The sequence below is a fragment of the Streptomyces sp. NBC_00390 genome, assembly GCF_036057275.1.
GTDB lineage: Bacteria > Actinomycetota > Actinomycetes > Streptomycetales > Streptomycetaceae > Streptomyces.
The window spans coordinates 1,742,666-1,764,891 of the sequence record NZ_CP107945.1; the positions used below are offsets into that span (position 1 = coordinate 1,742,666).

Annotated in this window: 23 protein-coding genes and 1 pseudogene; 11 read left to right on the top strand and 13 right to left on the bottom strand. The window is 70.8% G+C overall.

Annotated features, from left to right (window positions below; all coding sequences use genetic code 11):
- Positions 1-33 precede the first annotated feature (33 nt).
- Positions 34-1,266 carry an SUKH-4 family immunity protein gene (locus OHS70_RS07580; protein ID WP_328394972.1) on the top strand — a complete coding sequence of 411 codons (1,233 nt, stop codon included), beginning with the start codon at positions 34-36 and terminating at the stop codon, positions 1,264-1,266.
- A gap of 73 nt (positions 1,267-1,339) precedes the next feature.
- On the opposite strand, the gene OHS70_RS07585 is transcribed toward OHS70_RS07580, so the two are convergent.
- The 6 genes from OHS70_RS07585 to OHS70_RS07610 all read right to left on the bottom strand — a co-directional run bounded on the left by OHS70_RS07585 (position 1,340) and on the right by OHS70_RS07610 (position 7,787).
- Positions 1,340-3,145 carry a vWA domain-containing protein gene (locus OHS70_RS07585; protein WP_328394974.1) on the bottom strand — a complete coding sequence of 602 codons (1,806 nt, stop codon included), beginning with the start codon at positions 3,143-3,145 and terminating at the stop codon, positions 1,340-1,342.
- Positions 3,146-3,182: 37 nt separating this feature from the next.
- Complete coding sequence (locus tag OHS70_RS07590; protein WP_328394976.1) at positions 3,183-4,244, bottom strand: ATP-binding protein; 1,062 nt, start codon at positions 4,242-4,244, stop codon at positions 3,183-3,185.
- A gap of 98 nt (positions 4,245-4,342) precedes the next feature.
- Complete coding sequence (gene msrB / locus OHS70_RS07595) at positions 4,343-4,750, bottom strand: peptide-methionine (R)-S-oxide reductase MsrB (RefSeq protein ID WP_328394978.1); 408 nt, start codon at positions 4,748-4,750, stop codon at positions 4,343-4,345.
- Between the two features lie 28 nt (positions 4,751-4,778).
- A complete protein-coding gene (gene murC, locus OHS70_RS07600) occupies positions 4,779-6,173 on the bottom strand; it encodes a UDP-N-acetylmuramate--L-alanine ligase (RefSeq protein ID WP_328394980.1) in 1,395 nt (464 codons plus the stop codon).
- A 212-nt stretch (positions 6,174-6,385) separates the two neighbouring features.
- Complete coding sequence (locus tag OHS70_RS07605) at positions 6,386-6,856, bottom strand: indole-3-glycerol phosphate synthase (RefSeq protein WP_328394982.1); 471 nt, start codon at positions 6,854-6,856, stop codon at positions 6,386-6,388.
- 115 nt (positions 6,857-6,971) lie between these two features.
- On the bottom strand, positions 6,972-7,787 hold the full coding sequence (locus tag OHS70_RS07610) for a pyrimidine reductase family protein (protein ID WP_328394984.1): 816 nt from the start codon (positions 7,785-7,787) through the stop codon (positions 6,972-6,974).
- Here OHS70_RS07610 and zapE point away from each other — a divergent pair.
- The 3 genes from zapE (at position 7,786) to OHS70_RS07625 (ending at position 10,881) form a co-directional block, all read left to right on the top strand.
- Complete coding sequence (gene zapE / locus OHS70_RS07615) at positions 7,786-8,898, top strand: cell division protein ZapE (RefSeq protein ID WP_328394986.1); 1,113 nt, start codon at positions 7,786-7,788, stop codon at positions 8,896-8,898. The genes OHS70_RS07610 and zapE overlap by 2 nt on opposite strands.
- A gap of 43 nt (positions 8,899-8,941) precedes the next feature.
- Positions 8,942-9,367: an OsmC family protein gene (locus OHS70_RS07620; RefSeq protein ID WP_328394988.1), complete on the top strand. Its 426-nt coding sequence runs from the start codon at positions 8,942-8,944 to the stop codon at positions 9,365-9,367.
- A 131-nt stretch (positions 9,368-9,498) separates the two neighbouring features.
- Entirely contained in the window at positions 9,499-10,881 is a 1,383-nt protein-coding gene (locus OHS70_RS07625; RefSeq protein ID WP_328394990.1) for an alkaline phosphatase PhoX, read from the top strand.
- A 321-nt stretch (positions 10,882-11,202) separates the two neighbouring features.
- Here OHS70_RS07625 and OHS70_RS07630 read toward each other — a convergent pair whose 3' ends face one another.
- On the bottom strand, positions 11,203-11,616 hold the full coding sequence (locus OHS70_RS07630; protein WP_328394992.1) for an organic hydroperoxide resistance protein: 414 nt from the start codon (positions 11,614-11,616) through the stop codon (positions 11,203-11,205).
- A 104-nt stretch (positions 11,617-11,720) separates the two neighbouring features.
- Here OHS70_RS07630 and OHS70_RS07635 point away from each other — a divergent pair, with 104 nt between their 5' ends.
- The 4 genes from OHS70_RS07635 to OHS70_RS07650 all read left to right on the top strand — a co-directional run bounded on the left by OHS70_RS07635 (position 11,721) and on the right by OHS70_RS07650 (position 14,578).
- Entirely contained in the window at positions 11,721-12,230 is a 510-nt protein-coding gene (locus OHS70_RS07635; RefSeq protein ID WP_328394994.1) for a MarR family winged helix-turn-helix transcriptional regulator, read from the top strand.
- Positions 12,231-12,308: 78 nt separating this feature from the next.
- Complete coding sequence (locus OHS70_RS07640; RefSeq protein WP_328394996.1) at positions 12,309-12,911, top strand: TetR/AcrR family transcriptional regulator; 603 nt, start codon at positions 12,309-12,311, stop codon at positions 12,909-12,911.
- Positions 12,912-12,987: 76 nt separating this feature from the next.
- On the top strand, positions 12,988-13,857 hold the full coding sequence (locus tag OHS70_RS07645) for a hypothetical protein (RefSeq protein ID WP_328394998.1): 870 nt from the start codon (positions 12,988-12,990) through the stop codon (positions 13,855-13,857).
- A 205-nt stretch (positions 13,858-14,062) separates the two neighbouring features.
- Positions 14,063-14,578, top strand: a complete 516-nt coding sequence (locus OHS70_RS07650) for a hypothetical protein (RefSeq protein ID WP_328395000.1) — start codon at positions 14,063-14,065, stop codon at positions 14,576-14,578.
- 675 nt (positions 14,579-15,253) lie between these two features.
- On the opposite strand, the gene OHS70_RS07655 is transcribed toward OHS70_RS07650, so the two are convergent.
- Both OHS70_RS07655 and OHS70_RS07660 read right to left on the bottom strand, forming a co-directional pair.
- Positions 15,254-16,735: a S1 family peptidase gene (locus OHS70_RS07655; RefSeq protein ID WP_328395002.1), complete on the bottom strand. Its 1,482-nt coding sequence runs from the start codon at positions 16,733-16,735 to the stop codon at positions 15,254-15,256.
- A 144-nt stretch (positions 16,736-16,879) separates the two neighbouring features.
- Positions 16,880-17,386: a cupin domain-containing protein gene (locus tag OHS70_RS07660; protein ID WP_328395004.1), complete on the bottom strand. Its 507-nt coding sequence runs from the start codon at positions 17,384-17,386 to the stop codon at positions 16,880-16,882.
- A gap of 233 nt (positions 17,387-17,619) precedes the next feature.
- Between OHS70_RS07660 and OHS70_RS07665 the strand changes: the two genes are divergently transcribed.
- Complete coding sequence (locus tag OHS70_RS07665) at positions 17,620-18,132, top strand: MarR family winged helix-turn-helix transcriptional regulator (RefSeq protein WP_328395006.1); 513 nt, start codon at positions 17,620-17,622, stop codon at positions 18,130-18,132.
- A 57-nt stretch (positions 18,133-18,189) separates the two neighbouring features.
- Positions 18,190-19,089, top strand: coding sequence for a polysaccharide deacetylase family protein (locus tag OHS70_RS07670; RefSeq protein WP_328395008.1), 900 nt, complete (start codon positions 18,190-18,192; stop codon positions 19,087-19,089).
- A 69-nt stretch (positions 19,090-19,158) separates the two neighbouring features.
- Here OHS70_RS07670 and OHS70_RS07675 read toward each other — a convergent pair whose 3' ends face one another.
- Together OHS70_RS07675 and OHS70_RS07680 are read right to left on the bottom strand one after the other, a co-directional pair.
- Positions 19,159-19,356, bottom strand: a complete 198-nt coding sequence (locus tag OHS70_RS07675) for a hypothetical protein (protein WP_328395010.1) — start codon at positions 19,354-19,356, stop codon at positions 19,159-19,161.
- Between the two features lie 72 nt (positions 19,357-19,428).
- Positions 19,429-20,106, bottom strand: a complete 678-nt coding sequence (locus tag OHS70_RS07680; RefSeq protein WP_328395012.1) for an AIM24 family protein — start codon at positions 20,104-20,106, stop codon at positions 19,429-19,431.
- A gap of 71 nt (positions 20,107-20,177) precedes the next feature.
- Between OHS70_RS07680 and OHS70_RS07685 the strand changes: the two genes are divergently transcribed.
- On the top strand, positions 20,178-20,924 hold the full coding sequence (locus OHS70_RS07685; protein WP_328395014.1) for a peptidyl-tRNA hydrolase: 747 nt from the start codon (positions 20,178-20,180) through the stop codon (positions 20,922-20,924).
- Positions 20,925-21,104: 180 nt separating this feature from the next.
- On the opposite strand, the pseudogene OHS70_RS07690 reads toward OHS70_RS07685, so the two are convergent.
- Together OHS70_RS07690 and OHS70_RS07695 are read right to left on the bottom strand one after the other, a co-directional pair.
- A pseudogene (locus tag OHS70_RS07690) lies at positions 21,105-21,484 on the bottom strand (ISAzo13 family transposase); the annotation flags it as partial.
- A 74-nt stretch (positions 21,485-21,558) separates the two neighbouring features.
- On the bottom strand, positions 21,559-22,146 hold the full coding sequence (locus OHS70_RS07695; RefSeq protein WP_328405476.1) for a LuxR C-terminal-related transcriptional regulator: 588 nt from the start codon (positions 22,144-22,146) through the stop codon (positions 21,559-21,561).
- Between the last annotated feature and the right edge of the window lie 80 nt (positions 22,147-22,226).

The following is a 22,226-nucleotide window of genomic DNA, read 5'->3' on the forward strand; positions in this document are numbered from 1 at the left end:
CGGAAGATCACCACCGACAGCTACGGGGGCATCATGGCTGGGACGATCATCACCGTGCCGGAGGGCGCACTCCATCCGGCGATCACGCACGAGGCGACGCGGCGATGGCTGGCCGAGAGCGGATTGCAGGACGGGCACAGCCTGATGCGGTTCTCGCCGGCCGAGGCCCCGACGCCGACCGTGCGGCAGTACCTCCTGACCAAGGCGGCGAACGCGGCCCCGGACAGGCTCGATGCGTACATTGCGGACCTGCTCGTTGTCGGCCATCTCCTCATCGACAGCTATGAGGCGGACGAGGTCGTCCTCGACGGCACCACCGGTCGCGTATTCAGCATGTGGCTCTACGAGGAATCTCCGCAGAACGCTGAGCTGTTCCCGCTCGCGCCGTCCCTCGAAGCCCTGACACGCTTCCTCACGGCCATCGACGAATTCGGTGGTCTGTGCGGCGGGTTCGCGGGCCTCGCCGGCAAGACAGGTGCCCAGGCGGTCGCGGCGGCATCAGCACTGCTGATGTCGGTCTTCACCGACGAGGAATGGGGCGACGCCGACTGGGGCAGCGCGGGTCCCCGTTCCGGCTGGGATCATGAGATCCCCGCGTTCTGGCGCATGGCCGCGCTCATACGGCCGATGGCGCTGATCGCCGGACCGGGGAAGGGCCTGCGACTGGACCTGCCGAAGGGGCTGCTGGACGAGGAGTTCGGGGCGGACGAGGTCGTCCGCGTCGCTCCGTCGAGACTGCCCGCGGCCCTGGAGCACGAGCCGACGCGGCGGTTCCTGACGGAGGTCGGGCTGCCCCAGGAGGCCCTGATGTTCTGGATGGACGAGGAGGAGACCCTGCTTCTGTCCCTGCCGGAGGACCGCGAGCGCTCCAAGCAGAACCCGGATCACGATCACCTGTGGAACGGCACCGACGAACTTCCGCCCGAGGCAGAGCACTTGCTGGTCCTCGGTGGCCTGATGCACGACTTCACGGTGCTCATCGACGGGCGGACCGGGGCCGTCCACTACGCGGAGTACGACGCCGACCGCGTGGTCCCGGTCAACGCCGACATCTCCACGCTGGCCTTCACGGTGTGGATGCACAGCCGCCAGCAAGACCTGGAGGAGGAACACGATTTCACCGACGACTTCTACCACCAGCTCGCCGACACCATGATCGCCACGCTCGCCTCGGTCGACCCGGTTGCCTGCCTCCCGGCGACGGACCCCGACGACTTCCGCTACTGGCCGGAGGTGTTCCACGACGAGGCGGGCGGCGTGCTCTGACCGCGCTCCGCCCGGCGCGGCGTGGTCGCCGGTCGCGGCGGTGCACCGGCCGCAAGGCTGCCGTTGGCCGTACTCAGGTCAGCCGGAAGACCGGGCCACGCGGCGTGAAGGGCAGGGAGCCGCCCTGAGGTATCAGGAAGGCGTGCTCGCGCCGGATGCGCAAGGGGTCGCACCAGCCGTCGGTGATCACGAGCACGGGGGCGGTGGGCGGGAAGTCACCGGCCCGCTGCAACAGGTCGATCCCGGGCTGGAGCACGGTCCCGCCGCGCCCCCGTACCCGTACCCGGCCGGCGATCTCGGTGGGCGGCAGGTAGCCGACGTCGTACGGGGCCGCGTCGCAGAAGACAACGCGTGCCGCGGGTACGTCACGGGCTTCGGCGTACGAGGCGATGGCGCCCAGCGCCTTGCCGAGCAGCACACTGCTCATCGAGCCCGAAGTGTCGAGGACGACCCCGAAGGTGCAGCGCGGTGTCTCCTCGACGGGGAACCAGCGGCCCGCGCGGGGGATGTCCGGGGTGGACGCCTGCCGCCGGGCCGGGCGGGCATAGGACCGTACGGGCTCGGGCCGGGGCACGTACTCGTCGAACCAGCGGGCGAGTTGCGCGTCCCAGGGTACGGGCGGGTGGGCCAGGGCCCGGATCTCCTGGATGAGCCCGGCGGGCAGCAGCCCGCGCGCACCGTACTGGTGCAGGTCGAATCCCTGGACCAGGCCGCGTCGGTAGAAGTCGTCCAGGTCGGCGTACGGACCGGAGGCCGCGTGCGGCAGCGGCTCGCCGAGGATGTCGCCGACACCCTTGCCGCGCAGGGTCGCGAGCCGGCGGCGACGGCGCAGGTCGGTGGCGATGCGGTCATAGACCTCTTCCACCGAGAGGTCCTTCAGATCCGGGTCGTACAGCAGCCCCTCGGGCATCTCGCCGACGCGCATCTCGACCAGCCAGCCGTTCACGACGAAGTCGGCGGCGACGTTGAACAGCAACGGGTCGCGGGCGCCGCAGCGTTCGCCGTGGCGCAGGGCGGCGTGCAGCATCTCGTGGGCGAGGATGAACCGCCACTCCTCATCGGTGAAGGTGCGCAGCGGGTTGATGTAGATCTCGCCGGCGGCGGAGCTCACGGCGGCGACGGAGATGTCCTGGGCGCGGGCGAGTTCGGGGTCGGCGACGACGGTGAGGCCCGCCGCCAGTCCGCCGAGCAGCGGGTACGAGGAGATGAACCAGTTCAGGGCACGGTCCCAGGGCCGCTGCTCGACGCGTTCGCCGGTGGTCCGGTCGCGACGGCCGCCCGCGACGTCCATGGCGGCCGACACGCTGCGCGTGAGCGCGTGCGCGAAGGCGGTCTCCCAGTCGGGTACGGCGGTGTTCCACCGCGGCCAGGGCTGCAGGACCTGGTCAGGGTGTTCGCCGGCGGTACCGCAGTGCTCGTGTTCGGCGGGGATGCCGTCGCGTCGCCAGCGGGCCGCGAGCTCGGCCTCGTCACCTCCGGGATACGTCTCGGGGAGGTGCCCGGGGGCCCGGCCGACCGGAAAGGTGAGCAGGAAACGGTTGACCACGGTGCAGCGGGCCGCTCGGTCGAACCGGTCGGGCTGCTCGCGCGGGTCGTCCTTGGCAGCCGGTACATGCCCGAAGCCGAGGTGCAGCAGGCAGTGGGCGATCGTCCACGCCCACTCGGCCGGTTCGGCCCGCTTGGTGGGGTGGACGTGGACCGTGCCGTTGGAGTCGACGGCGGCCAGTCCCCCGGCGGGGGTTCCGGCGCACTTGGCCTGGCGGCAGAAGGAGGCGGCGACGGCCGCGAAAGCCGGGTTCCTCTTGACCAGAGCGAGTCCGGCTGCGAACGCCTCGGCGGCGAGGTCGGGCTTCTTCTGCTTCCTGGATGCAGAGCTCACCGGGTCACGTCCCGGTGAGCGGTGCACGACCGGGTGGTCATCGCCGGGCCTCGACCAGCCGGGGCATGTCGCGTGCGGCCTCGACGAGGAACCAGGCAGGCAGCACCGGCAGGCCGTCGGCGTCGTCCGCGATGACGGTCTGTGCGACCTCCACGGAGATCTCGGCGAGCTGGACGAGGAGCGCCTTGGCCCGGTAGGCGGTCTGCCGCAGAGACGGGGAGACATGCTCCTTCTGCCGCGGGAGCTCCTTCACAAGCCGCCCCCGGAACGCCTCCGCGAGGTAGTAGAGCAGGTCCCGGTCCTCGATCCGGGCCGGCCAGGAAGCATCGCCCTTGAGGATCGCCTCGATACCGAAGGTATGGCGCACGATCTTCGCGTAGCCGCAGAAGGAGACGGCGTGCGCGGGAGTGAGGGTGCCGTGCACGACCACGCGCAGGGTGTTCTCGTCGATACCCGGGCCGAAGGAGTGCAGGGCGTCGGACAGCATGTGCCAGGAGCGGGGTGTGGAGAACGGCTCCTCGGTCTTGGGCGGCTGGGACCACAGGTGGTCGGGCCGGTCGGTGAGGTAGTCCGCCACCCAGGGGTGGATTCCGTGCTCGCCCGCCCACACCAGCCAGTCCGCCGCCGACGCCCGCAGATGGACGTGCGCGAGCCGGTTGACGAGCGCGGAAGCGATCGGCCGGGCGAGAGCGTTGTCCGTGGCGCGGTTGCCGGCCCCGATGACGATCGAGCCCGCGGGCAGTTCATAGGAACCGATACGCCGGTCCAGGATCAGGGAGTAGAACGCCTTCTGGACGTCCGGCGTCGCGGCGTTCAACTCGTCGAGGAAGAGGCAGTACGGCTCGTCCCGCGCGATGGCCTCGGGCGGGCAGAAGACGGACCGGCCGTCCCGGATCTGCGGCACCCCGATCAGGTCCTCCGGCGCGAGCTGCGTCCCGAGCAGACTGACGCACTCCAGTCCCAGTGACTCGGCGAACTTCCGCACGAGCGAGGACTTCCCGATCCCGGGTGCTCCCCACAGGAACACGGGCCGCACCGTGGCGAGGCCGAGCAGCAGTTCGGGTACCTGGGCGGGAGTGACGGTGACGGCAGCCTGCACGCGGTGGGGTTCCTTCGGCGAACTCGGGGAAGAGGAACGGGCCCGCCCAGTGTGGGCGGGCCCGGTGCTCTGCCGCAGCCGATTTTCTCCCGGCCGGCTCAGGCTCCGTCCGGCTCCAGCCGCAGCGAGATCGAGTTGATGCAGTACCGCTGGTCCGTCGGCGTCGGGTAGCCCTCGCCCTCGAAGACGTGTCCCAGGTGGGAGCCGCAGCGCGCACACCGCACCTCCGTGCGGACCATGCCGGCGGAGCGGTCCTCGATCAGCTCGACGGCGTCGGTGTCCCTGGGGTCGTAGAACGACGGCCAGCCGCAGTGAGACTCGAACTTCGTGTCCGAGCGGAACAGCTCCGCGCCGCACGCACGGCAGGAGTACGTGCCGGCCGTCTTGGTGTCCGTGTACTCACCCACGAAGGCCGGCTCGGTGCCGGCCTGGCGCAGGACCTGGTACTCCGCGGGGGTCAGCTCCGCTCGCCACTGCTCGTCCGGCTTCTCGACGTCGTACGCCATGAAGGTGCGCCTCCTCAGGTCGACAGGCTCAGTCGGTCAGGCGCGCCAGGATCTGCGGACCGAGGTCCGTGACATCGCCGGCGCCCATGGTGAGAACGAGATCGCCGGGCTTCGCCATTCCCGCGATCACGTCGGGGACGGCAGCCTTGTCGTGGACGGCGGTGACATCGGCGCCCGCCCTGCGCGCCGCGTCGATGATCAGCTCGCTGGTGATGCCCGGGATCGGGTCCTCGCGCGCCGGGTAGATGTCCAGGACCACCGAGGCGTCGGCGAGTGCTAGGGCCTGCCCCATCTCGGTGGCCAGCTCCTGGGTACGCGAGAAGAGGTGCGGCTGGAAGACGACCAGCAGCCGGGAGCCGGCGGCCGCGCCGCGCATGGCCTCGAGGTCGGCGGTCATCTCGGTGGGGTGGTGCGCGTAGGAGTCGATGACCTGGACGCCGGCGGCCTCGCCCTTGAGCTGGAGGCGGCGCTTGACCCCGGTGTACTTGCCGATCGCCGAGGCGAGGTTGTGGGCCGGGATACCGAGGGCGACACCGGCGGCGAGGGCGGCCACCGCGTTGTGCGCGTAGTGGCGGCCGGGGACGGAGACGGTGAACGTCAGCAGCTTCCCGTTCAGCAGAACGGTGACCTCGCTGGTCAGGCCGCGCGGGGTGACCTTGTGGACACGGACGTCCGCACCTTCGGACTCGCCGTACGTGACGACCCTCACCGAGGAGAGGTCACGGACGCGGGACGCCAGCTCGACCGCGCCGGACTGGTCGGCGGAGACCACCAGTGTGCCGCCGGGCACGATCTTGCCGACGAAGGTCTCGAAGGATTCGTAGATCTCGTCCATCGAGGCGTAGTTGGCGTGGTGGTCCAGCTCGACGTTGAGGACGATCGCGACCTCGGGGTCGTACTTCTGGAAGCTGCGGTCGGACTCGTCGGCCTCGGCGACGAAGATCTCGCCGATGCCGTGCCGGGCGTTGGTCCCCGGGCCTTCGAGGTCGCCACCGATCGCGTACGAGGGGTCCAGGCCCAGCTCGGTCAGGGCGACCGCGAGCATGGAGGTCGTGGTGGTCTTGCCGTGGGTGCCCGCGACGGCGATCGAGCGCAGCCCGGTCATCAGGGAGGCGAGCGCGTCGGAGCGGTGCACGACGGGGATGTTCAGCTCGGCGGCGCGGGCCAGCTCGGGGTTGTCTGCGCGGATCGCGCTGGAGACGACGACACAGCTGGCGTCCTGCGCGAGGTGCGAAGCCGCGTGCCCGATGTGGACGGTCGCGCCGAGCGAGCGCAGCGCCTCGGCCGTCGCCGACTCCTTGGCGTCGCTGCCCGCGACCTCGGCGCCCCGCTGAGCGAGGATCTTCGCGATGCCCGACATGCCGGCTCCGCCGATGCCGATGAAGTGCGGGCGTTCCATGGCGCTAGGGACGGCGGGTGCCATGTGTGTGTCTCCCAGGATGTACGAGTACGTGCGAGGCCCCAGCCTATTCCCTGCGGCACTGCGCACCGTGCCCCTCCCCGGCTCCGGGCTCCCGGCCGCGGGCGACGCTCCGGGCCGCGCGCGACGCTCCGGCCGCGACGGTCCAGCTCCCTCGGGCTGCCCGGGAGCGGCCGGCCGGTGCGGGCGCCGGTGAGGTGCTCCGCCCCGCCGAGCTACTCGCTGTGCGCGAAGAGCTTCAGTACCGGGACGCCGACCTTGTGGCGGGCCCGGGAGGCCCAGTCCCGGTGGAAGAACTCCTCCACGTAGTGCGGCTCGGTCAGCACGATGACCTCGTCGGCCCCGGACTCTTCGACCACGGACTTCAGCTTGTCCAGCGGATGCTTCTCGACGACCTGGCCCTGTGCCGGGCATCCGGCCGCGCGCAGGGCGGCCAGGGAGTGGTCCAGGGCGCGCTCGGCGGGAGCCTTGGCCTCGTTCCCCTCGGGCTCGTCCCCCTCCCGGCCCGCCTTCTTCAGATCGCCGATGGCGACGTCGTCGATGGCACGCAGCAGTACGTCGGCCTGGTCGCCGCGGGGCTGCATCAGGACGACGAAGGAGACCCCTTCGTCACCGTGCAGAGTGGTGACGAATTCCACGTCTTCCGACGTCAGGGGCTTCTCGATCATCAATACGCTTGTGAACACGTCCGGAGCCCTTCTGCGGAAACCATCCTTCCCCGTGCCCGCACGGGGTCTGTGAGAGCCTGCGAGTCAATTCTGCCCGCCGGAACCTAAGCGGAAGGGTAAATTCCGCCGATTGTCAGATGCGACGGTATCGGGTGAACAAGAACCCCGCCTCCTCCAGCACCGACGCCAGGGCGAACCGTGCCGGGTCGGGCAGCACGGGCCCGCCTGCGATGCGCTGGGCGTCTCCCGCCGTCAGGGTGGGCGACACGGTCAGGCACAGCTCGTCCAGCACACCGGCCGCCACGAACTGACCGAGCAGGCGGGGTCCGCCCTCGGTGAGAAGGCGCACCAGACCGCGCTCGGCCAGCGCGCTCACGGCCTTGGCGGGTTCGACACCCGGACCGTCCCCGGCGATCACCACCTCGACACCGGCCTTCTCCGCCTCCCTGATCCGGTCCGGCGGCGCGGCGGCCCCCGTGAGCACCAGGGTGGGCACCAGCGGCTCGCTGAACAGCGGCAGTGCGAAGTCCAGCCGCAGCGAGGCGCTGACCACCGCGATGGCGGGCGCGGGGCCCTGGCCGGACGCTGCCCTGCGCTCGGCGAAGGCGTCCCGGGCGCGGGCGGGCCGGTAGCCCTCGAGCCGTACCGTTTCCGCGCCGACCACGACGGCGTCGGCGAGGCCGCGCAGCGTGCCGAAGATCCGCATGTCCGTGTCGGACGAGATGGGCTGCGAGCGGCCATTGTGCTGCGCGGCGCCGTCGAGGGAGGAGACCATGTTGGCCCGCAGCCAGGCCCCGGCCGTGGCGGCCCCGGTCCCGGGGCCCTCCGTGTCCGGGTACGCGTAGGCCTCGGCCAGCTCGTCCAGCGACCACTCCCGGTCGCTTGCGCCCGGCCCGGCGGCCGCAGGGTCGGTCGGTGTCTGGTCGGTCACAGGGAACAGGCGTCGCATGCCGTGCAGTCTGACACGGCGCTTACAGTTAAGGACTGTGTCGAAGACCAGCCCCATAACCGAAGCCACTCCCCTGTCGCTGTGCGCCCGCGAGCCGCAGGTACCCGCCGACCGTCTGGTCGCCGAGATGGTGCCGCCGCCGCGCTTCGACACGGTCCGCTTCGACACCTACGTCCCCGACCCGAACCAGCCCAGCCAGACCGAGGCCGTCAAGGTGCTGAGCGAGTTCGCGTCGGGTCTGGGCGGGGCGCACGCAGCGAGCGCCGGCAAGCGCCGCTGGTTCGCGAAGAAGCCGCCCGCCCCCACCGGGCCGCGCGGCATCTACCTCGACGGCGGCTACGGCGTCGGCAAGACCCACCTGCTCGCGTCGCTGTGGCACGCCACCCCCGCGGCCCCCGAGCACAAGGCTTTCGGCACCTTCGTCGAGCTGACCAATCTGGTGGGTGCGCTCGGCTTCCAGAAGACCGTGCAGACACTCGGCGGACACCGGCTGCTGTGCATCGACGAATTCGAGCTGGACGACCCGGGTGACACCGTTCTGGTCTCCACCCTGCTCGGCAAGCTGGTCGACGCGGGCGTCGCGCTCGCGGCGACCTCCAACACGCTGCCCGGCAAGCTCGGCGAGGGCCGGTTCGCCGCGGCCGACTTCCTGCGCGAGATCCAGGGCCTGTCCGCCCACTTCCGCCCGCTGCGGATCGACGGCGAGGACTACCGTCACCGCGGTCTGCCCGAGGCCCCTCCCCCGTACTCGGACGAACAGGTCGCCAAGGCCGCGTACGCCACCGAGGGCGCGTCGCTCGACGGCTTCCCGCAGCTGCTGGAGCATCTGGCCCGGGTCCATCCGAGCCGGTACGGCGCGCTCACCGACGGGCTGCGCGCGGTGTGCCTCACCGATGTCGAACCGGTGCCGGACCAGTCCACCGCACTGCGGCTGGTGGTACTCGCCGACCGTCTGTACGACCGCGAGGTTCCGGTGCTCGCCTCCGGCCTGCCGTTCGACAGACTGTTCAGCGACGAGATGCTGAACGGCGGCTACCGCAAGAAGTATTTCCGGGCGATCTCGCGGCTCACCGCGCTGGCACGGGACGCGAAGGGCTTGGTGGAGCAGTAAGTTCGGGTGCGTAACCCAGCTTTCTGCAAGAAGGGAACGCATCATGGCCACCACGCGTCAGGCGCACACGGTCTGGGAGGGCAACCTCGCCGAGGGCACGGGGACCGTCACCTTCGACTCCTCCGGCATCGGCGACTACCCCGTTTCCTGGCCGTCGCGCGCCGAGCAGGCCAATGGCAAGACCAGCCCCGAGGAACTGATCGCGGGCGCGCACTCCAGCTGCTTCTCGATGGCTCTCTCGCACGGTCTGACCCAGGCAGGCAACCCGCCGGCCCGGCTGACCACCCAGGCCGAGGTGACCTTCCAGCCCGGCACCGGCATCACCGGCATCCACCTGACCGTGGAGGGCGAGGTGCCCGGTCTCGACGAGGCCGCCTTCGTCAAGGCCGCCGAGGACGCCAAGGCGAACTGCCCGGTCAGCCAGGCGCTGACGGGCACGACCATCACCCTCACCGCCAAGCTCGGCTGAGTCGCGCCACGAGGCAAAGTGGCCCGCATGGTTCACGCGCCCACAAGTGCGTGATACACACATGCGGGTCACATCTCCTGTCCCTCCTCCACGGCCTTCGGCGTGGGGGTGCCCCCACAGGGAGTTGCCACATGTCTGCAACACGACGTCAAGTTCTGGCCCGCACCGGCGCGTTGGGTGCCGGCATCGTCTTCTCGGGCGCCTTCTCCGAGCTCTTCGCCGGCACCGCGGCCGCTCGTGGCCACGCCGGGTACGGCCCGCTCGTCGCCGATCCGGCCGGGCTCCTCGATCTACCGAAAGGATTCCGCTACCGGGTGCTGTCCCGGGAGGGCGATCCCCTGCGCTCCGGGGAGGGGCCGGTCCCGAGCAACCATGACGGTATGGCGGCCTTCGCCGGGCGGCGCGGCCGGGTCCATCTCGTGCGCAATCACGAGAACCGTCACAACGGAAAGCTCGGCGTCCCGACGGTCGAGGGCCTGACCTACGACCCGGCGGGCAAAGGGGGCTGCACGGCGCTCACGCTGGACGGCCGTGACAACGTCCTGTCCGAGCGGGTCGCCATCGCGGGTACGGCGGTCAACTGCGCGGGCGGCCCCACGCCTTGGGGGACGTGGCTGACCTGCGAGGAGACCGAGGACAAGGCCGGCACCAACGGTTACACCAAGGATCACGGCTACATCTTCGAGGTCGACGGCGCCGACCCGCGCCGCACGGGAGCCGTACCGCTGACCGCGATGGGCCGCTTCCAGCACGAGGCGGTCGCGGTCGATCCGCGCAGCGGCATCGTGTACGAGACGGAGGACGCGTTCCTGCGGCCGTTCGGTCTCTTCTACCGCTTCCTGCCGAACAGGCCGCTGGGCGGTACCGGTTCGCTGCGGGCGGGCGGCACGCTGGAGGCGATGCGGGTGCCGGGTGTACCCGACCTCTCCGGGATCCAGGAGCCCGGTGCGAGCTTCGACCGCATCGAATGGGTCCCCGTACCGGACAGCCAGGCGCGGCAGACCCCCGTCCGGCTGCAGGACTTCGGCCCCCGGGGCATCACGCACGCCCAGAAGCTGGAGGGCTGCTACTGGGGCGGCTCGTCGGTCTACTTCGTCTCCAGCTTCGCGCACAGCGCGGAGGGTTCGGCGGGCGACCACTTCGGCCAGGTGTGGAAGTACGAACCGCAGCGCCGGCGTCTCACGCTGGTGATCGCGTTCGGTCCGGACACGGACGTCCAGCTGCCCGGCGAGTCGCCCGACAACATCTGCCTGGCGCCCGGCGGCGGGCTGATGGTGAGCGAGGACGGCGGCGGCGCCCAGCATGTGTACGGGCTGACCCGGCGGGGCGAGGTGTACCCGATGGCCCGGAACGCCCAGGCGATCACATCGGCCGCCACCGCAGGAGGCGGCGCCCCCGAGGAGACCGAGTGGGGCGAGTTCGCGGGCGCCACCTTCTCCCCGGACGGAGCGACGATGTACGTGAACTGCTACACACCCGGGACCACCTTCGCGATCACCGGGCCATGGCGCTGACGCTGCCGCCTCTCCGGTCCTGACCCCCCGTGCTCGCGTGCCCGCCCGAATTGCACGTGGACCGGCTCGACGGGGACAGCGCCGGGAAGGTCCATGCCCGGGAACAGGAACCCGTCGCAGTCCTGGTCGATGCCGACGACGGCGAGGAGGGCCGGCACCGGGCCCTCTCGCGGCAATGACGGCACCGCTGTGCGCCGCCGGCGCACAGCGGTCCTCGCCGCTCACGAGAAACCGCCCCTACGGCGCGAGCAGAGTCGCGCCGTAGGGGCGGTGGCAACAGGCATTCGTCAGGAGCTGCGGTCCCGCCCGCCGTGCCGGTGACTACTCGATGACGAGCTCGACCGGCAGGTTGCCCCGCGTCGCCTTGGAGTACGGGCAGTACGCGTGGGTCTTCTCCAGCAGCACGCGGCCCGCCTCGCCCTGCAGGTGGTCGGGCAGCTCGACACGCATGATCACGGAGAGGCCGAAGCCGCCGTCGGTGTCCTTGCCTATGGAGACCTCCGCGGTGACGGAGGCGTCCTTGACGTCGATCTTCTCCTGGCGACCGATGGCGCCCATGGCGCTGGCGAAGCAGGCGGCGTACCCGGCCGCGAAGAGCTGCTCGGGGTTGGTGCCCTGGCCGTTGCCGCCGAGGGCGGCGGGGAAGGCGAGCGGCAGATCGATCTGGCCGTCGGAGCTGACGGCCCGGCCTTCGCGGCCGTTGGCGGTGGCAACAGCGGTGTACAGCGCGTCCATGAGTGACATCCCTCTTCGTCCGTGGGGGAACCAGCCCCACTAATAAAGCACACAATTTAATTGCGCACAACTGAATGGCCCGCAGTCCAGGTAGACTGGCCCTCATGGAGAGCTCCCGGAAGACCACGACGCTGAACCAGGTGCCGGACGAGGACTTTCTCCGGCTCGACCGCCAGATCTGCTTCTCGCTGCACGCGGCGACCCGCGCCTTCAACGGCGTCTACCGCGCAGCGCTGAAGGACCTGGGGCTCACATACCCGCAGTACCTGGTGATGCTGGTGCTCTGGGAGCACGGCGAGCTGCCGGTCAAGCGGCTCGGGGAGCATCTGCGGCTCGACTCGGGCACCCTGTCGCCGCTGCTCAAGCGGCTGGAGGCGGCCGGCTATGTGGCACGCAGGCGCAGCGAGGAGGACGAGCGCTCCGTGACCGCTCGTCCCACCGCCGCCGGTACCGCCTTGCGGGAACGGGCGTTGGGCGTACCCCGCCGGATCGCCGAGGCGACCGGGCTCTCCCTGGACCGTATCCGCGCCCTGCGCGAGGAGCTCGACGCGCTGACGGCCACCCTGGACAGCGCCGAGGTGGAGGCCGCGGCCTGTGCGGGCACCGACGTCTGACGAACAGCAGGGCTATTGACGCCAGTTGGCCCCCGACGCCAGAATGACGCGTCATTCCGTCGGGGGAAGGGGCCGGGCGTGGGGCACGACGCGGGCGGCAAACGGGACGCGATCCTGCTCGCCGCGGGCAAGGTGTTCGCCGAGCGCGGGTACCACGCGACCGGCATCTCGGACATCGCCCGGGAGCTCGGGGCCGGTCACGGCACCTTCTACCGGTACTTCAAGAACAAGGAGGACATCGCGCGCAGCGTGGTGTCCCGCGCGCTGGGCCAGGTCATGGAGGCCCTCGCCGACGAGGAACCCGGCGCGAGCGAGGACCTGGCCCAGTACCGGGAGCAGGTCCGGCGCATCGGGCACAAGCTGTTCGACCTCGTCGCGGCCGAGCCCGCGCTGTGCCGGATTCTGTTCTACGACGCCGTGACGATCGACCGGGCCGAGCCGGAGCTGGCCGGCAGGGCCATGGAAGCCGCGGCGGCGTACACCGCCGCCTTCATCCACAACGGGCAGGACCGCGGCTTTCTGCGGCGGGACCTCGATGCCCATGTGGTGGGCCTGGCGGTGAACGGAATGATCCTGACCGGGGCCGTGCGACTGCTGCACGCACAGGACGCCGAGTCCATGCGCGAGCCCTGGATCCGCACGGTGGAGACGCTCATGTTCGACGGCCTCGGCTCCTCCTGAGCCGCGGCCGGCAAGGACCGCTGTCATTTCTTTGCCTTGAGAACGGAATGACGTGTCATTCCGGAAAGGAAGCACGATGGTCCAGGTGGATGTGTTCTGGTCGTACGGGATCGGCGCCGGCTTTGCGACCGCCGCCGCCCGTCAGCTGGGGGCGGCGGCCCGCGGGGACCGCAGCAGGTGGTCCGACCCGTATCTCATGGCGACCGTCCTGTACTGCGCGGTGCTGTTCGCGCCCAGCGGGGCCTGGCTGCTGTGGGGGTTCCCGGACTGGGAGACCATGCAGGCCGCCCGCGAGCACGACTCGCTGCCTGCATGGCTGGTGGCGCTGTTCGCCGCGACGAACGTGAGCCAGGGGGTGCTCGGCTACTGGGTCGCGTCGCGTCTCATCGCAGGCGGGCGGGTGTACGCGGCCTTCCTTCAGGCGGGCATCGGCTACGCGGGCATGTTCTTCATCCTGGTCCACGGCTGGGACGGCCGCGGGTACCAGCGGTTCTTCTCCGCCGACCGGGAGACGTTCGCCACCTGGCCCGAGCGGCCGGGCCTCGGCGACGCGTTCTCGCGCGCAGGCGAGTGGCTCGGCTCCCCCGTCGCGCTGACGCTGTACGGCATGGGGGTCGTCCTGGTGCCGGTGATGCTGGCCCTCATGGCCCATTGGATCCGGTCCGGGGAACGAGAGGCGGGCAGCGGCACGGTGACGGGGACCCTCCGGGTGCTGGGTGCCGTCCTGGGGTCGGTCTTCGTGGTGGCGCTCGGTACGGCCGTCGTGTCCTCGGTCCTGGTGCATCTGCTGGGCTGGTGGCTCGGCGTCACGGCGGCGGCCCTGGCCACCTGGCTGCTCGTCGTACGGCGCGGCGGCGCGGCCGACCGGTTCTTCGCGCTGCTCGCCCTGCCGGACCGTCCCGCGGGAACACCCGTGCCCCGTATGGGCGTTGAGCGCATGCGATGAGACGGGCGTCCGGCCCGGCCAACGGGGGCGGGCCGGACGTTTCGCACAGGGTCCGGGCGAGCCGCCTCCTGGCGAGGACGCACCGCCCGGCGGCCGACACCCGGTCCACTGGCTCCGGCATAACGCGCTTCTCATTGGAATTAGGCATATTTTGTCAAGCAATGTCGAATTCATCAGGCGGCTGGCGCCGCAGACCGGAGACGTCGTGAACCACCTTCGCCTGGCCCCTGCCGTCGTCGCTGCGTTGCTGACGGCCTGTCTGACCGCATGCGGATCCGACGGCGGCGGCAGCGGCGCCAGCCCCACCGCGACCGCGTCCCCGACCCCGCGCGACACCTCCACCGAGACCCCCCGCTCGCAGAAGGAGTTCGAGGAATCGGTGTCGGCGGAGGCCGCTCGTGTCCGCGCATCCGCGTCGGCTGAGCTGGCCCAGGTCGAGGGCAGAGGAAATGCGATCGCGGACGTCTCCCAGAGCGGCGTGCCCACCGCACGCTCCGACGGTTCGCGTGCGGCGCTGGTCAGGGTCACCAACAGGACGAGTGAGCCCGCGTTCTACTCGGTACAGGTCGACTTCGTGGGCGCCGACGGCTCGGTCGTTGACTCGGTCGTCCTGGGCTTCGACGACATCCCGGCGGGAGAGCGGGCCCAGCAGTACGCCATCAGCAAGAAGGCCGGCGAGCAGCAGACCACCCCGCGTATCGCGAAGGCTCAGCGCAGTTAGGCCCTGTCCGGGCGGTCTTCGAGGATCAGCCTGCGGCGTCGGATGCATGGGGGCTCCCCAGGCCCGCCAGGGCCGAGACATGGGGCCTCCCCAGGCCGCCAGGGCCGAGACATGGGGCCTCCCCAGGCCCGCCAGGGCCGAGACATGGGGCCTCCCCAGGCCGCCAGGGCCGAGACATGGGGCCTCCCCAGGCCGCCAGGGCCGAGACATGGGGCCTCCCCAGGCCGCCAGGGCCGAGACATGGGGCCTCCCCAGGCCCACCAGGGCCGAGACATGGGGCCTCCCCAGGCCCACCAGGGCCGAGGGGACGTATCGCAAAGCCGGTAGGGGTACCGCCCGGCCGGAGGCCGGAGGAGATCGCCCTCGTACCGGACGTACTCGGGCGACTCCGACAACACAGCGAGGTGCCGCAGCTGTCCCGCGGGCCCGACAGGATCGCCCGGACAGGGCCCGGCCCGGGGCCGCGGCGAACGGTGGTGAGTGCGATGGCGAGCGGTTCGGCCGCGGACGCCGCGAACGAGGCTCTCCGGGAGATCCAGCAGCGGCCGGCCGGGCCGGCGGACGGCGGCGCTGCTCGACGGCTCACCACGGCTCACGGCGGGGGGAGCCGGAGGGCCCGGACGTCGCCCGTGAACGACGCCCGGGCCCTGTCCCCATCCCCGGTCTGCGCGCGCGTCAGCCGAGTCCGTCGGAACCGTCGCCCGGGACGGCCGCGCCGTCGTCCGCACCCGCGTGGCCGTTCCCGGCCTGTCCCGCACCGGCGTCACCGGCACCTTCGTCACCAGCGCCCGCGTCACCCGCGCCCGCGTCACCCGCGCCCGCGTCACCCGCACCGGCGTCACCGGCACCTTCGTCACCAGCGCCCGCGTCACCCGCACCGGCGTCACCGGCACCTTCGTCACCAGCGCCCGCGTCACCCGCGCCCGCGTCACCGGCACCTTCGTCACCAGCGCCCGCGTCACCCGCGCCCGCGTCACCGGCACCTTCGTCACCAGCGCCCGCGTCACCGGCACCAGCACCAGCACCGGCACCCGCACCGCCGTCGCCGATCTGCGCGCCGACCGCCTCCAGCGCCGTGGTGACCGGCTGGAAGAAGGTCTCGCCGCCGTTCGTGCAGTCGCCGCTGCCGCCCGAGGTCAGACCGATCGCGCTGCCGTCACCGGTGAACAGCGCACCGCCGCTGTCGCCCGGCTCGGCGCACACATTGGTCTGGATCAGACCGGTGACCGTGCCCTCCGGGTAGTTCACGGTGGCATTGAGACCGGTGACCTGACCGTCCTTCAGGCCGGTGGTGCTGCCCATACGGAACACCTGCTGCCCCACGGCCGCCTCGTCCGCCTGCACGATCTCGACCGTCTGTCCGTTGCCCAGGTCGACCGAGCTGGGGGCTTCGACCGCCGGGTCGTCGTACGTGACGAGCGCGAAGTCGCCTTCGCCAGGGAACGTGGCCGCCTGGACCGTACCGATGGGCGCGCCGTTCTGGTCCTCGGACCACTGCTCCGCGGCCACTCCGCAGTGGCCCGCCGTGAGGAAGCCGGGCTGCCCGTCCTGCGTGGTCACATTGAAGCCCAGCGAGCAGCGCGCGCCGCCGCCGAAGATGGCGTCGCCACCCTCGAGGAAGGTCTTGAACTCGCCCTCGGACTTCTGGATCTTGGCCATTCCCGAGCCCAGGGACTCCACCGCCGACTCGAGTCTGTCCCATCGGGCGCCGGCGACGGTGCGGTCCGCCGTGACCAGGATCTGGTTGGTCCTCGGGTCCAGGGCCCATGCGGTGCCCGGGATGGTGGCCTTCTTCGACAGGGTGCCGGTGGCGGCCTTGAGGTCGCCCCAGCTGTTGTTCGCGTCGCGGGCCACCGCACCGGCCTTGTTGACCTGCACGATCACATCGTTGTCGTCGCCCACGACATTGACCACGAGCTGCTGTTTGTCGGCGTCGTAGTAGGCGCCGCCATAGGCATCGCCGAGCTTCTGGCCGAGCTGCTCGAGGAGATCCGCCGCAGCTGCGGCGCTCAGTTTCCGGGGGGCCTCGGCCCCGGACCGGGAGTCGCCGTCCTGCGAGGCGTTGGCTTGGGGCAGCAGCACGGCTGCTGCGGCGATCCCGACCGCTCCGGCTCCCGCCAGAATGGCCTTTCGCTTGGGTATTCGCCTGTGACTCAACTCGTCGCCTCCTGTAGGGGGGTACGGAGTCCGGTTGCCGATGGGGAACCGGGGGGACGCGTCCGACCCTTGATACGGATGAGGCGGGAGTTGTACTCATCGCGATTGCGAAAGAGTATTTATGACGAGCTGTCAGACCAGTGCCTACGACGGGAGTTCGGTGCCGCACCGGCTGCAGTAACGTGCGCCGACGTCTTCGGCGGGGCGGTCGCAGCCCGGACAGACCCGATGGAGGACACATGCCGGCTCACCGCCCTCGACAGCCGCCGGAGCGGAGGCAGCGGATGAAGCGGCGTTGCGGATGGCGAGGCCCGGGCGGCGGCGGTGCGCCGTGACGAAGGCCAGCCCGACCGGCCCGGCGGACAGCGACCGGTACGTGCCCCGCGGCAGCCACACCACGCAGCCCGCCACCAGCTTCTGCCGGCGGCCGTCCGTCTCCAGCTCACCGGTGCCGGTCAGGACACACACCAGTACGTCCAGGTCGGGTTCGACATGGCCCTCCACCCTGTCGCCGGGCAGGACCCGGATCAGGTTGGCGTCGAGCTGCCGGCCTGCCGTGGACAGGCGCCACACAGCGCCGCCCTGGTCGGCGGGCACATCGATCAGATTCGCCAGCCCGGCGAGCACACCGGCCGAAGGGGGCCCTGCCATCCTTCATTCCTCCTGAGCACACGGACCGAGGGTCTCGGCAGATAGGCAGGACGGCCGAGCCGCGCCACCGTGCCCGTGCCCGTGCCGAGCAGTTGCCGACCGCACGCCGGGCCCTTCGCGAGGGCATCATTGCACAGTGCAAAAAGTCCGGCGGGGCTTTGCAGGACCCGCCTGGACGGCCAAAGGGGACACTCCCCGTCGGCCCCCACGGGCGGCAGGATAGAAAAGGGGCCATGGTCGAGCAGATTCAGCCGGGCGACGGCATGGACGACGTGGACGCGGTCACCGGCGCGGTGCTGACGGCGTCCCGGCTCCTCGTTGCCGTGTCCGCGCGTTCCCTCGCCTCGGTCGAGGACCGCGTGACGCTGCACCAGTTCCGGCTGCTGGTGGTGCTGTCGACGCACGGTGCCGCCAAGCTCGTCCTGCTGGCCGAACGGCTCGGGGTCAGCCCCTCGACCGCGATGCGCATGGTGGACCGGCTGATCGGCGTCGGACTGGTGAACCGGCGGACCAACCCGGACAACCGCCGCGAGACCGTGTTGCAGCTGACACCGGAGGGTGCGCGGATCGTCGAGGAGGTCATGGCGAGCCGCCGCAAGGAGATCGCGTCGATCGTGAAGCGGCTGGCTCCCGGGCAGCGTGCCGCGCTGATAGCGGCGCTGACGGCGTTCAACGAGGCGGGCGGGGAACCGGCTCCGGCCCGGCCGGTGGAACTGCATCCGCTGGGCTGGACCGGCGGAACCTGACCCCGGGACGGGAGCGGCACACCCCTCCCGCCGGTGGAATGATCATATATTCCGCAGATGACTGCCTTTGTGCGAGGAGTACTGGCCGCCGCCGTTCTGTGCACCTTGCTGGTCGGCTGCGGCACCGGGCGCAGCCCCGACGCCCTCCATGGGCCCTCGCCCGGCCTCTCGGCCGAGGCCGCATCGCCGCGGCAGGGGAAGCCGTTCCGGAACACCGCTCCGAGGTTCACACCGGGCCCGGCCGGGCTCACACCGGTGTTCCGGCGCGCAGCCGCCTCAGCGGCCGGCAAGGGGAGGACCGTAGCGCTCACGTTCGACGCGGACATGACGGCCGACCAGGGCAGGCGCGCGGCGGGCGGCGAGCGGTTCGACAACCCGGCGCTGATCGCCACCCTGCGGGAACTGAAGGTCCCCGCAACCGTGTTCATGACCGGCCGCTGGGCCGAGGAGTATCCGGACCAGGCGAGAGCGATCGGCGGCGATCCGCTCTTCGAGATCGCCAACCACTCCTACAGCCACTACGCCTTCACCGCACCCTGCTACGGACTGCCGGTGATCCGCAAGCAGGAGATGCGCTCCGACGTGGAGCGCGCCTTCGCCGCCTTCCGCGCGGCAGGCGTGCGCAATGTCGTGCCGTACTTCCGCTTTCCCGGCGGCTGCTACGACGACACGGCGCTGCGCGCCATCGGCCCCGCCGAGGTGACCGCCGTCCAATGGGACGTCGTCGGCGGCGACGCCTTCGCCACGGACTCGGACGCCGTCGCCGAGCAGGTCCTCAGCGGCGTGAGACCTGGCTCACTGGTGGTGATGCACTGCACCCGCAGCGCGGCCCCGGCCACCGAGCAGGCGATCCGGAAGATCGTCCCCGAACTCCGCGCGCGCGGCTACAGGATGGTCAAGGTCTCCGAGCTGATGCGCGCCTCGCTGCTCGCCGAGGATCCTGCGGGCGCGCACTGAGCCGGTCCGGGAGGTACGGGCCGGTCGGGCGGTCCTGTCGGGCGTCCTCGAGGACCGCCCGGTCGGGTCCTAGCCGGAACAGGCCGACCGCTGGGCCTCCTGCCACTCGCACACCGGGCACAGCGGCGCACCCTTGACCGACTCCGGGTACTCGGTCGGCTCGCGGCACAGGACGCATTCGGCGAAGGGCCCCTCGAAGGCCGCGGCCACTTCGGAGGCAGATGCGACGGCGGGTGGTGTCCCGCAGTACGGCTCCTGCACGTCCATGCGCTCACCCCTCCGGTCGTCGATGCGTGCGACCCCGACGGACCGTCCACCTGCCGTCCGCGCTGCTCATGGTCAGTTCTGGCCCGCCTTCTGCGGGGTGGCCTCGCTGGGCCGGACGATCACGAAGCCCTCTCCCTCCATCTTCATCTGTACCGCTTCGCCGGAACCGCCGCGGATCATCGAGCCGATCGACTGCGACCGGTGCAGCGAGGTGTGCAGCTGGGCGCTCCAGCCGACCACCGCGTCCGTGTCGACGAACACCGGCTGCTGGGCCGTGACCGGTATCACGATGGGGGTGCCCTCGCAGATGACGCCGAGCTTGCCGTAACCGCTGAAGACGCTGTTGAAGATGCCGCCACCCGTCATGCCGGCGCCCTTCACCGTCTTGATCTCGTACGTGAGGGTCGCATCGAAGCAGAGCACGTTGCGGCCGTTGATGGTGAGCGCGTCGCCCTGGTCGATGTCCACGATGAAGCAGTTGGCCGCCTCGTGCGCGAACCACGCCTCGCCCTGGCCGCGCACGGCCATCAGCGGCAGACCCTCGCCGGTGACGGCGCGCTTGAGCATGCCGCCGATGCCCTGGCCCTTGCGCTCGAACTGGAGGTTGCCGCGGAAGGCGATCATCGAGCCCTGTCGCGCGTGCATCTCGCCGTTGACCGCGTACTTGATCGACTTGGCGTTCTGCAGGGTCATTCCGGGCACAGCCGCCTGCTGTGCCATGTTCTCGGTGGAGAAAAGATCACTCTTCATACCGGGCATCGTCGCCCGGAGGCATACGTTCCGCCAACACCCCCCGCTGTGGCGGCTGTCAGACTGAACGCGTGAGCAGCGAAGACACCCCCACCGACGGCCCCGGCAGCCCTTTCCGGCACGAGAGGACCTCGCGCGACGAGGCACCGCAGTTCGTCCTCCCGCTCGTCGTACACATCGAGAAGGCCGAACCCCCGGCCCGTACCGACGCGCTGGAGACCGCGGCCCGTGCGGTGCTCGCCATCCTCGGCGACGAGCGGTCCGAGGGCGACGGGGAGTGGGCGCGCTCCATGCGCGACTGGCACGACGGCCGGATCCGCAAGGTGGTGCGCCGGGCGCGCGGCGCGGAGTGGCGCAAGGCCGCGGCGCTGCCCGGCATCACGGTGACCGGTACGACCGCCGAGGTACGGGTCTTTCCGCCCGTCCCCCTCGACGGCTGGCCCAAGGAACTGGCCAAACTGCAGGTTTCGGGCACCGAGCTGGCCGACCCCGAGCCGCCCGCGGCCCCCGACCTCGCCGGACCGGTGCTGTGGCTGAGTCCCGAGATCGAGATGTCGGCGGGCAAGGCCATGGCACAGGCGGGACACGGCGCCCAGCTGGCCTGGCTGGACCTTCCGGACGCGCAGCGCAAGGAGTGGCGGGAGGCCGGGTACCCCCTGTCGGCGCGTACGGCCGACGCGGCACACTGGCGCACACTCACGGTCAGCGGCCTCCCGGTGGTGCGCGACGCGGGCTTCACGGAGATCGCGCCCGGGATAACTCTTGCAGTGGAGGGGGCCCACCGCGTCGGTACTCTCCCGCGCCTACCACGGCAGTAGGCGGGCTACTGTGCGTCGACGTCTCCGACAGCCCGCTGATCGCCGTCAACTCCCCGTGGACTGCGGAGGCTCCGGCGGAAGGAGTCGGCCGAACGAGCCCCGGGAATAGCCAGTGGGCCAAGTTGCCGTCGGCATGGGGCGTCGATCCGCTCGTTGGCAGACTGGTTGGGCCCTAAAGAATCAAGGCGTGGGTTTTGCCTGTGGTGTGACAGTGACGCCGTGTGCGGTGGTGCAGACGAGGAGGCCGGTCAGTGTGGTCAGGTGTCCGCTGCGGGAGCGAGGGTGTGCCCGTGCTGGTCCATCTGCTGTCCGATCTCGCCGGTGGCCTGGCGGATGGTGTCCTTGCTGACGGTGAACAGGGGGACGAGCATGGTGGGCGACAGGGCGAGGTGCTGGTGCAGCGCGGTGGCCAGGACGCGGTCAGCCCGGTCAGTTCGGTGCTGGTCATGCCGGTCAGGGTGGGGTGCGACAGGGCCTCACGCTCAAGGCGAGCTGCCGGTCCGCTGGAGTTCGCCGGCTGCGTGGGCCGGGGGGTGCACGGTGTAGTTGCATTCCCCGTGTGAACCGCCCCGGTTCACACGGGGCAGGCCTGAGCCTCCAACGAACCCAGGGCGGTTCACAGCAATCACCACTGTCAGTTCTTGATGAAGTCCGGAACCACCTTGGGCGGCCAGATGCCAACCTTCAGTACGCCCATGGAGTAGGCACGAGAGACCAATGCGGCCCGGTTCGGCACACGTAATTCCCGCAGCAGACCAGTCACGTGGTACTCGATGCCCTGCCGGCTCAGGTGCAGCCGTGAGGCGAGCGGGATGGTCGACAGTCCGGAGGCTATGCCCTCAAGTATGCGGGCGTCGATCGGGCTCAGGAGCTTCTTGTTGCGACCACTTACGGCCGCCTCCGAGTCGGCTGAACCAGTTCCCGCGTTGGGCATCATGACGAGGATGGACGACTCATCCGGGAGTCCGCCGCGCACCATGATGGCCGTCAGCGGGACAGTGAACGTAGCGTCGTCCGGTCCCACCGCGATGACGTCGGCGGCGAACCGGTCGCGGCGGCCCTCGGTGAGGCCGGAGAACTGGCGCATCAGCGGCTGCTGGACGCTCGGATGGACCAGGTCACTGAAGGTCCGGCCGCACAGCTCCGCCGCCGACTTGCCGAACTGCCAGAAGAACTCTTCGTTGGCCTGCTGGATGGTCAGGGCATGGTCGAGCCGGGCCATGCTCAGGCGGCTGTCGCTGGCGAACCCCGTCCGGGGCAGCCGACCGTCCTCGAAGACGGGATCGTGGACGTGGGCCTTCG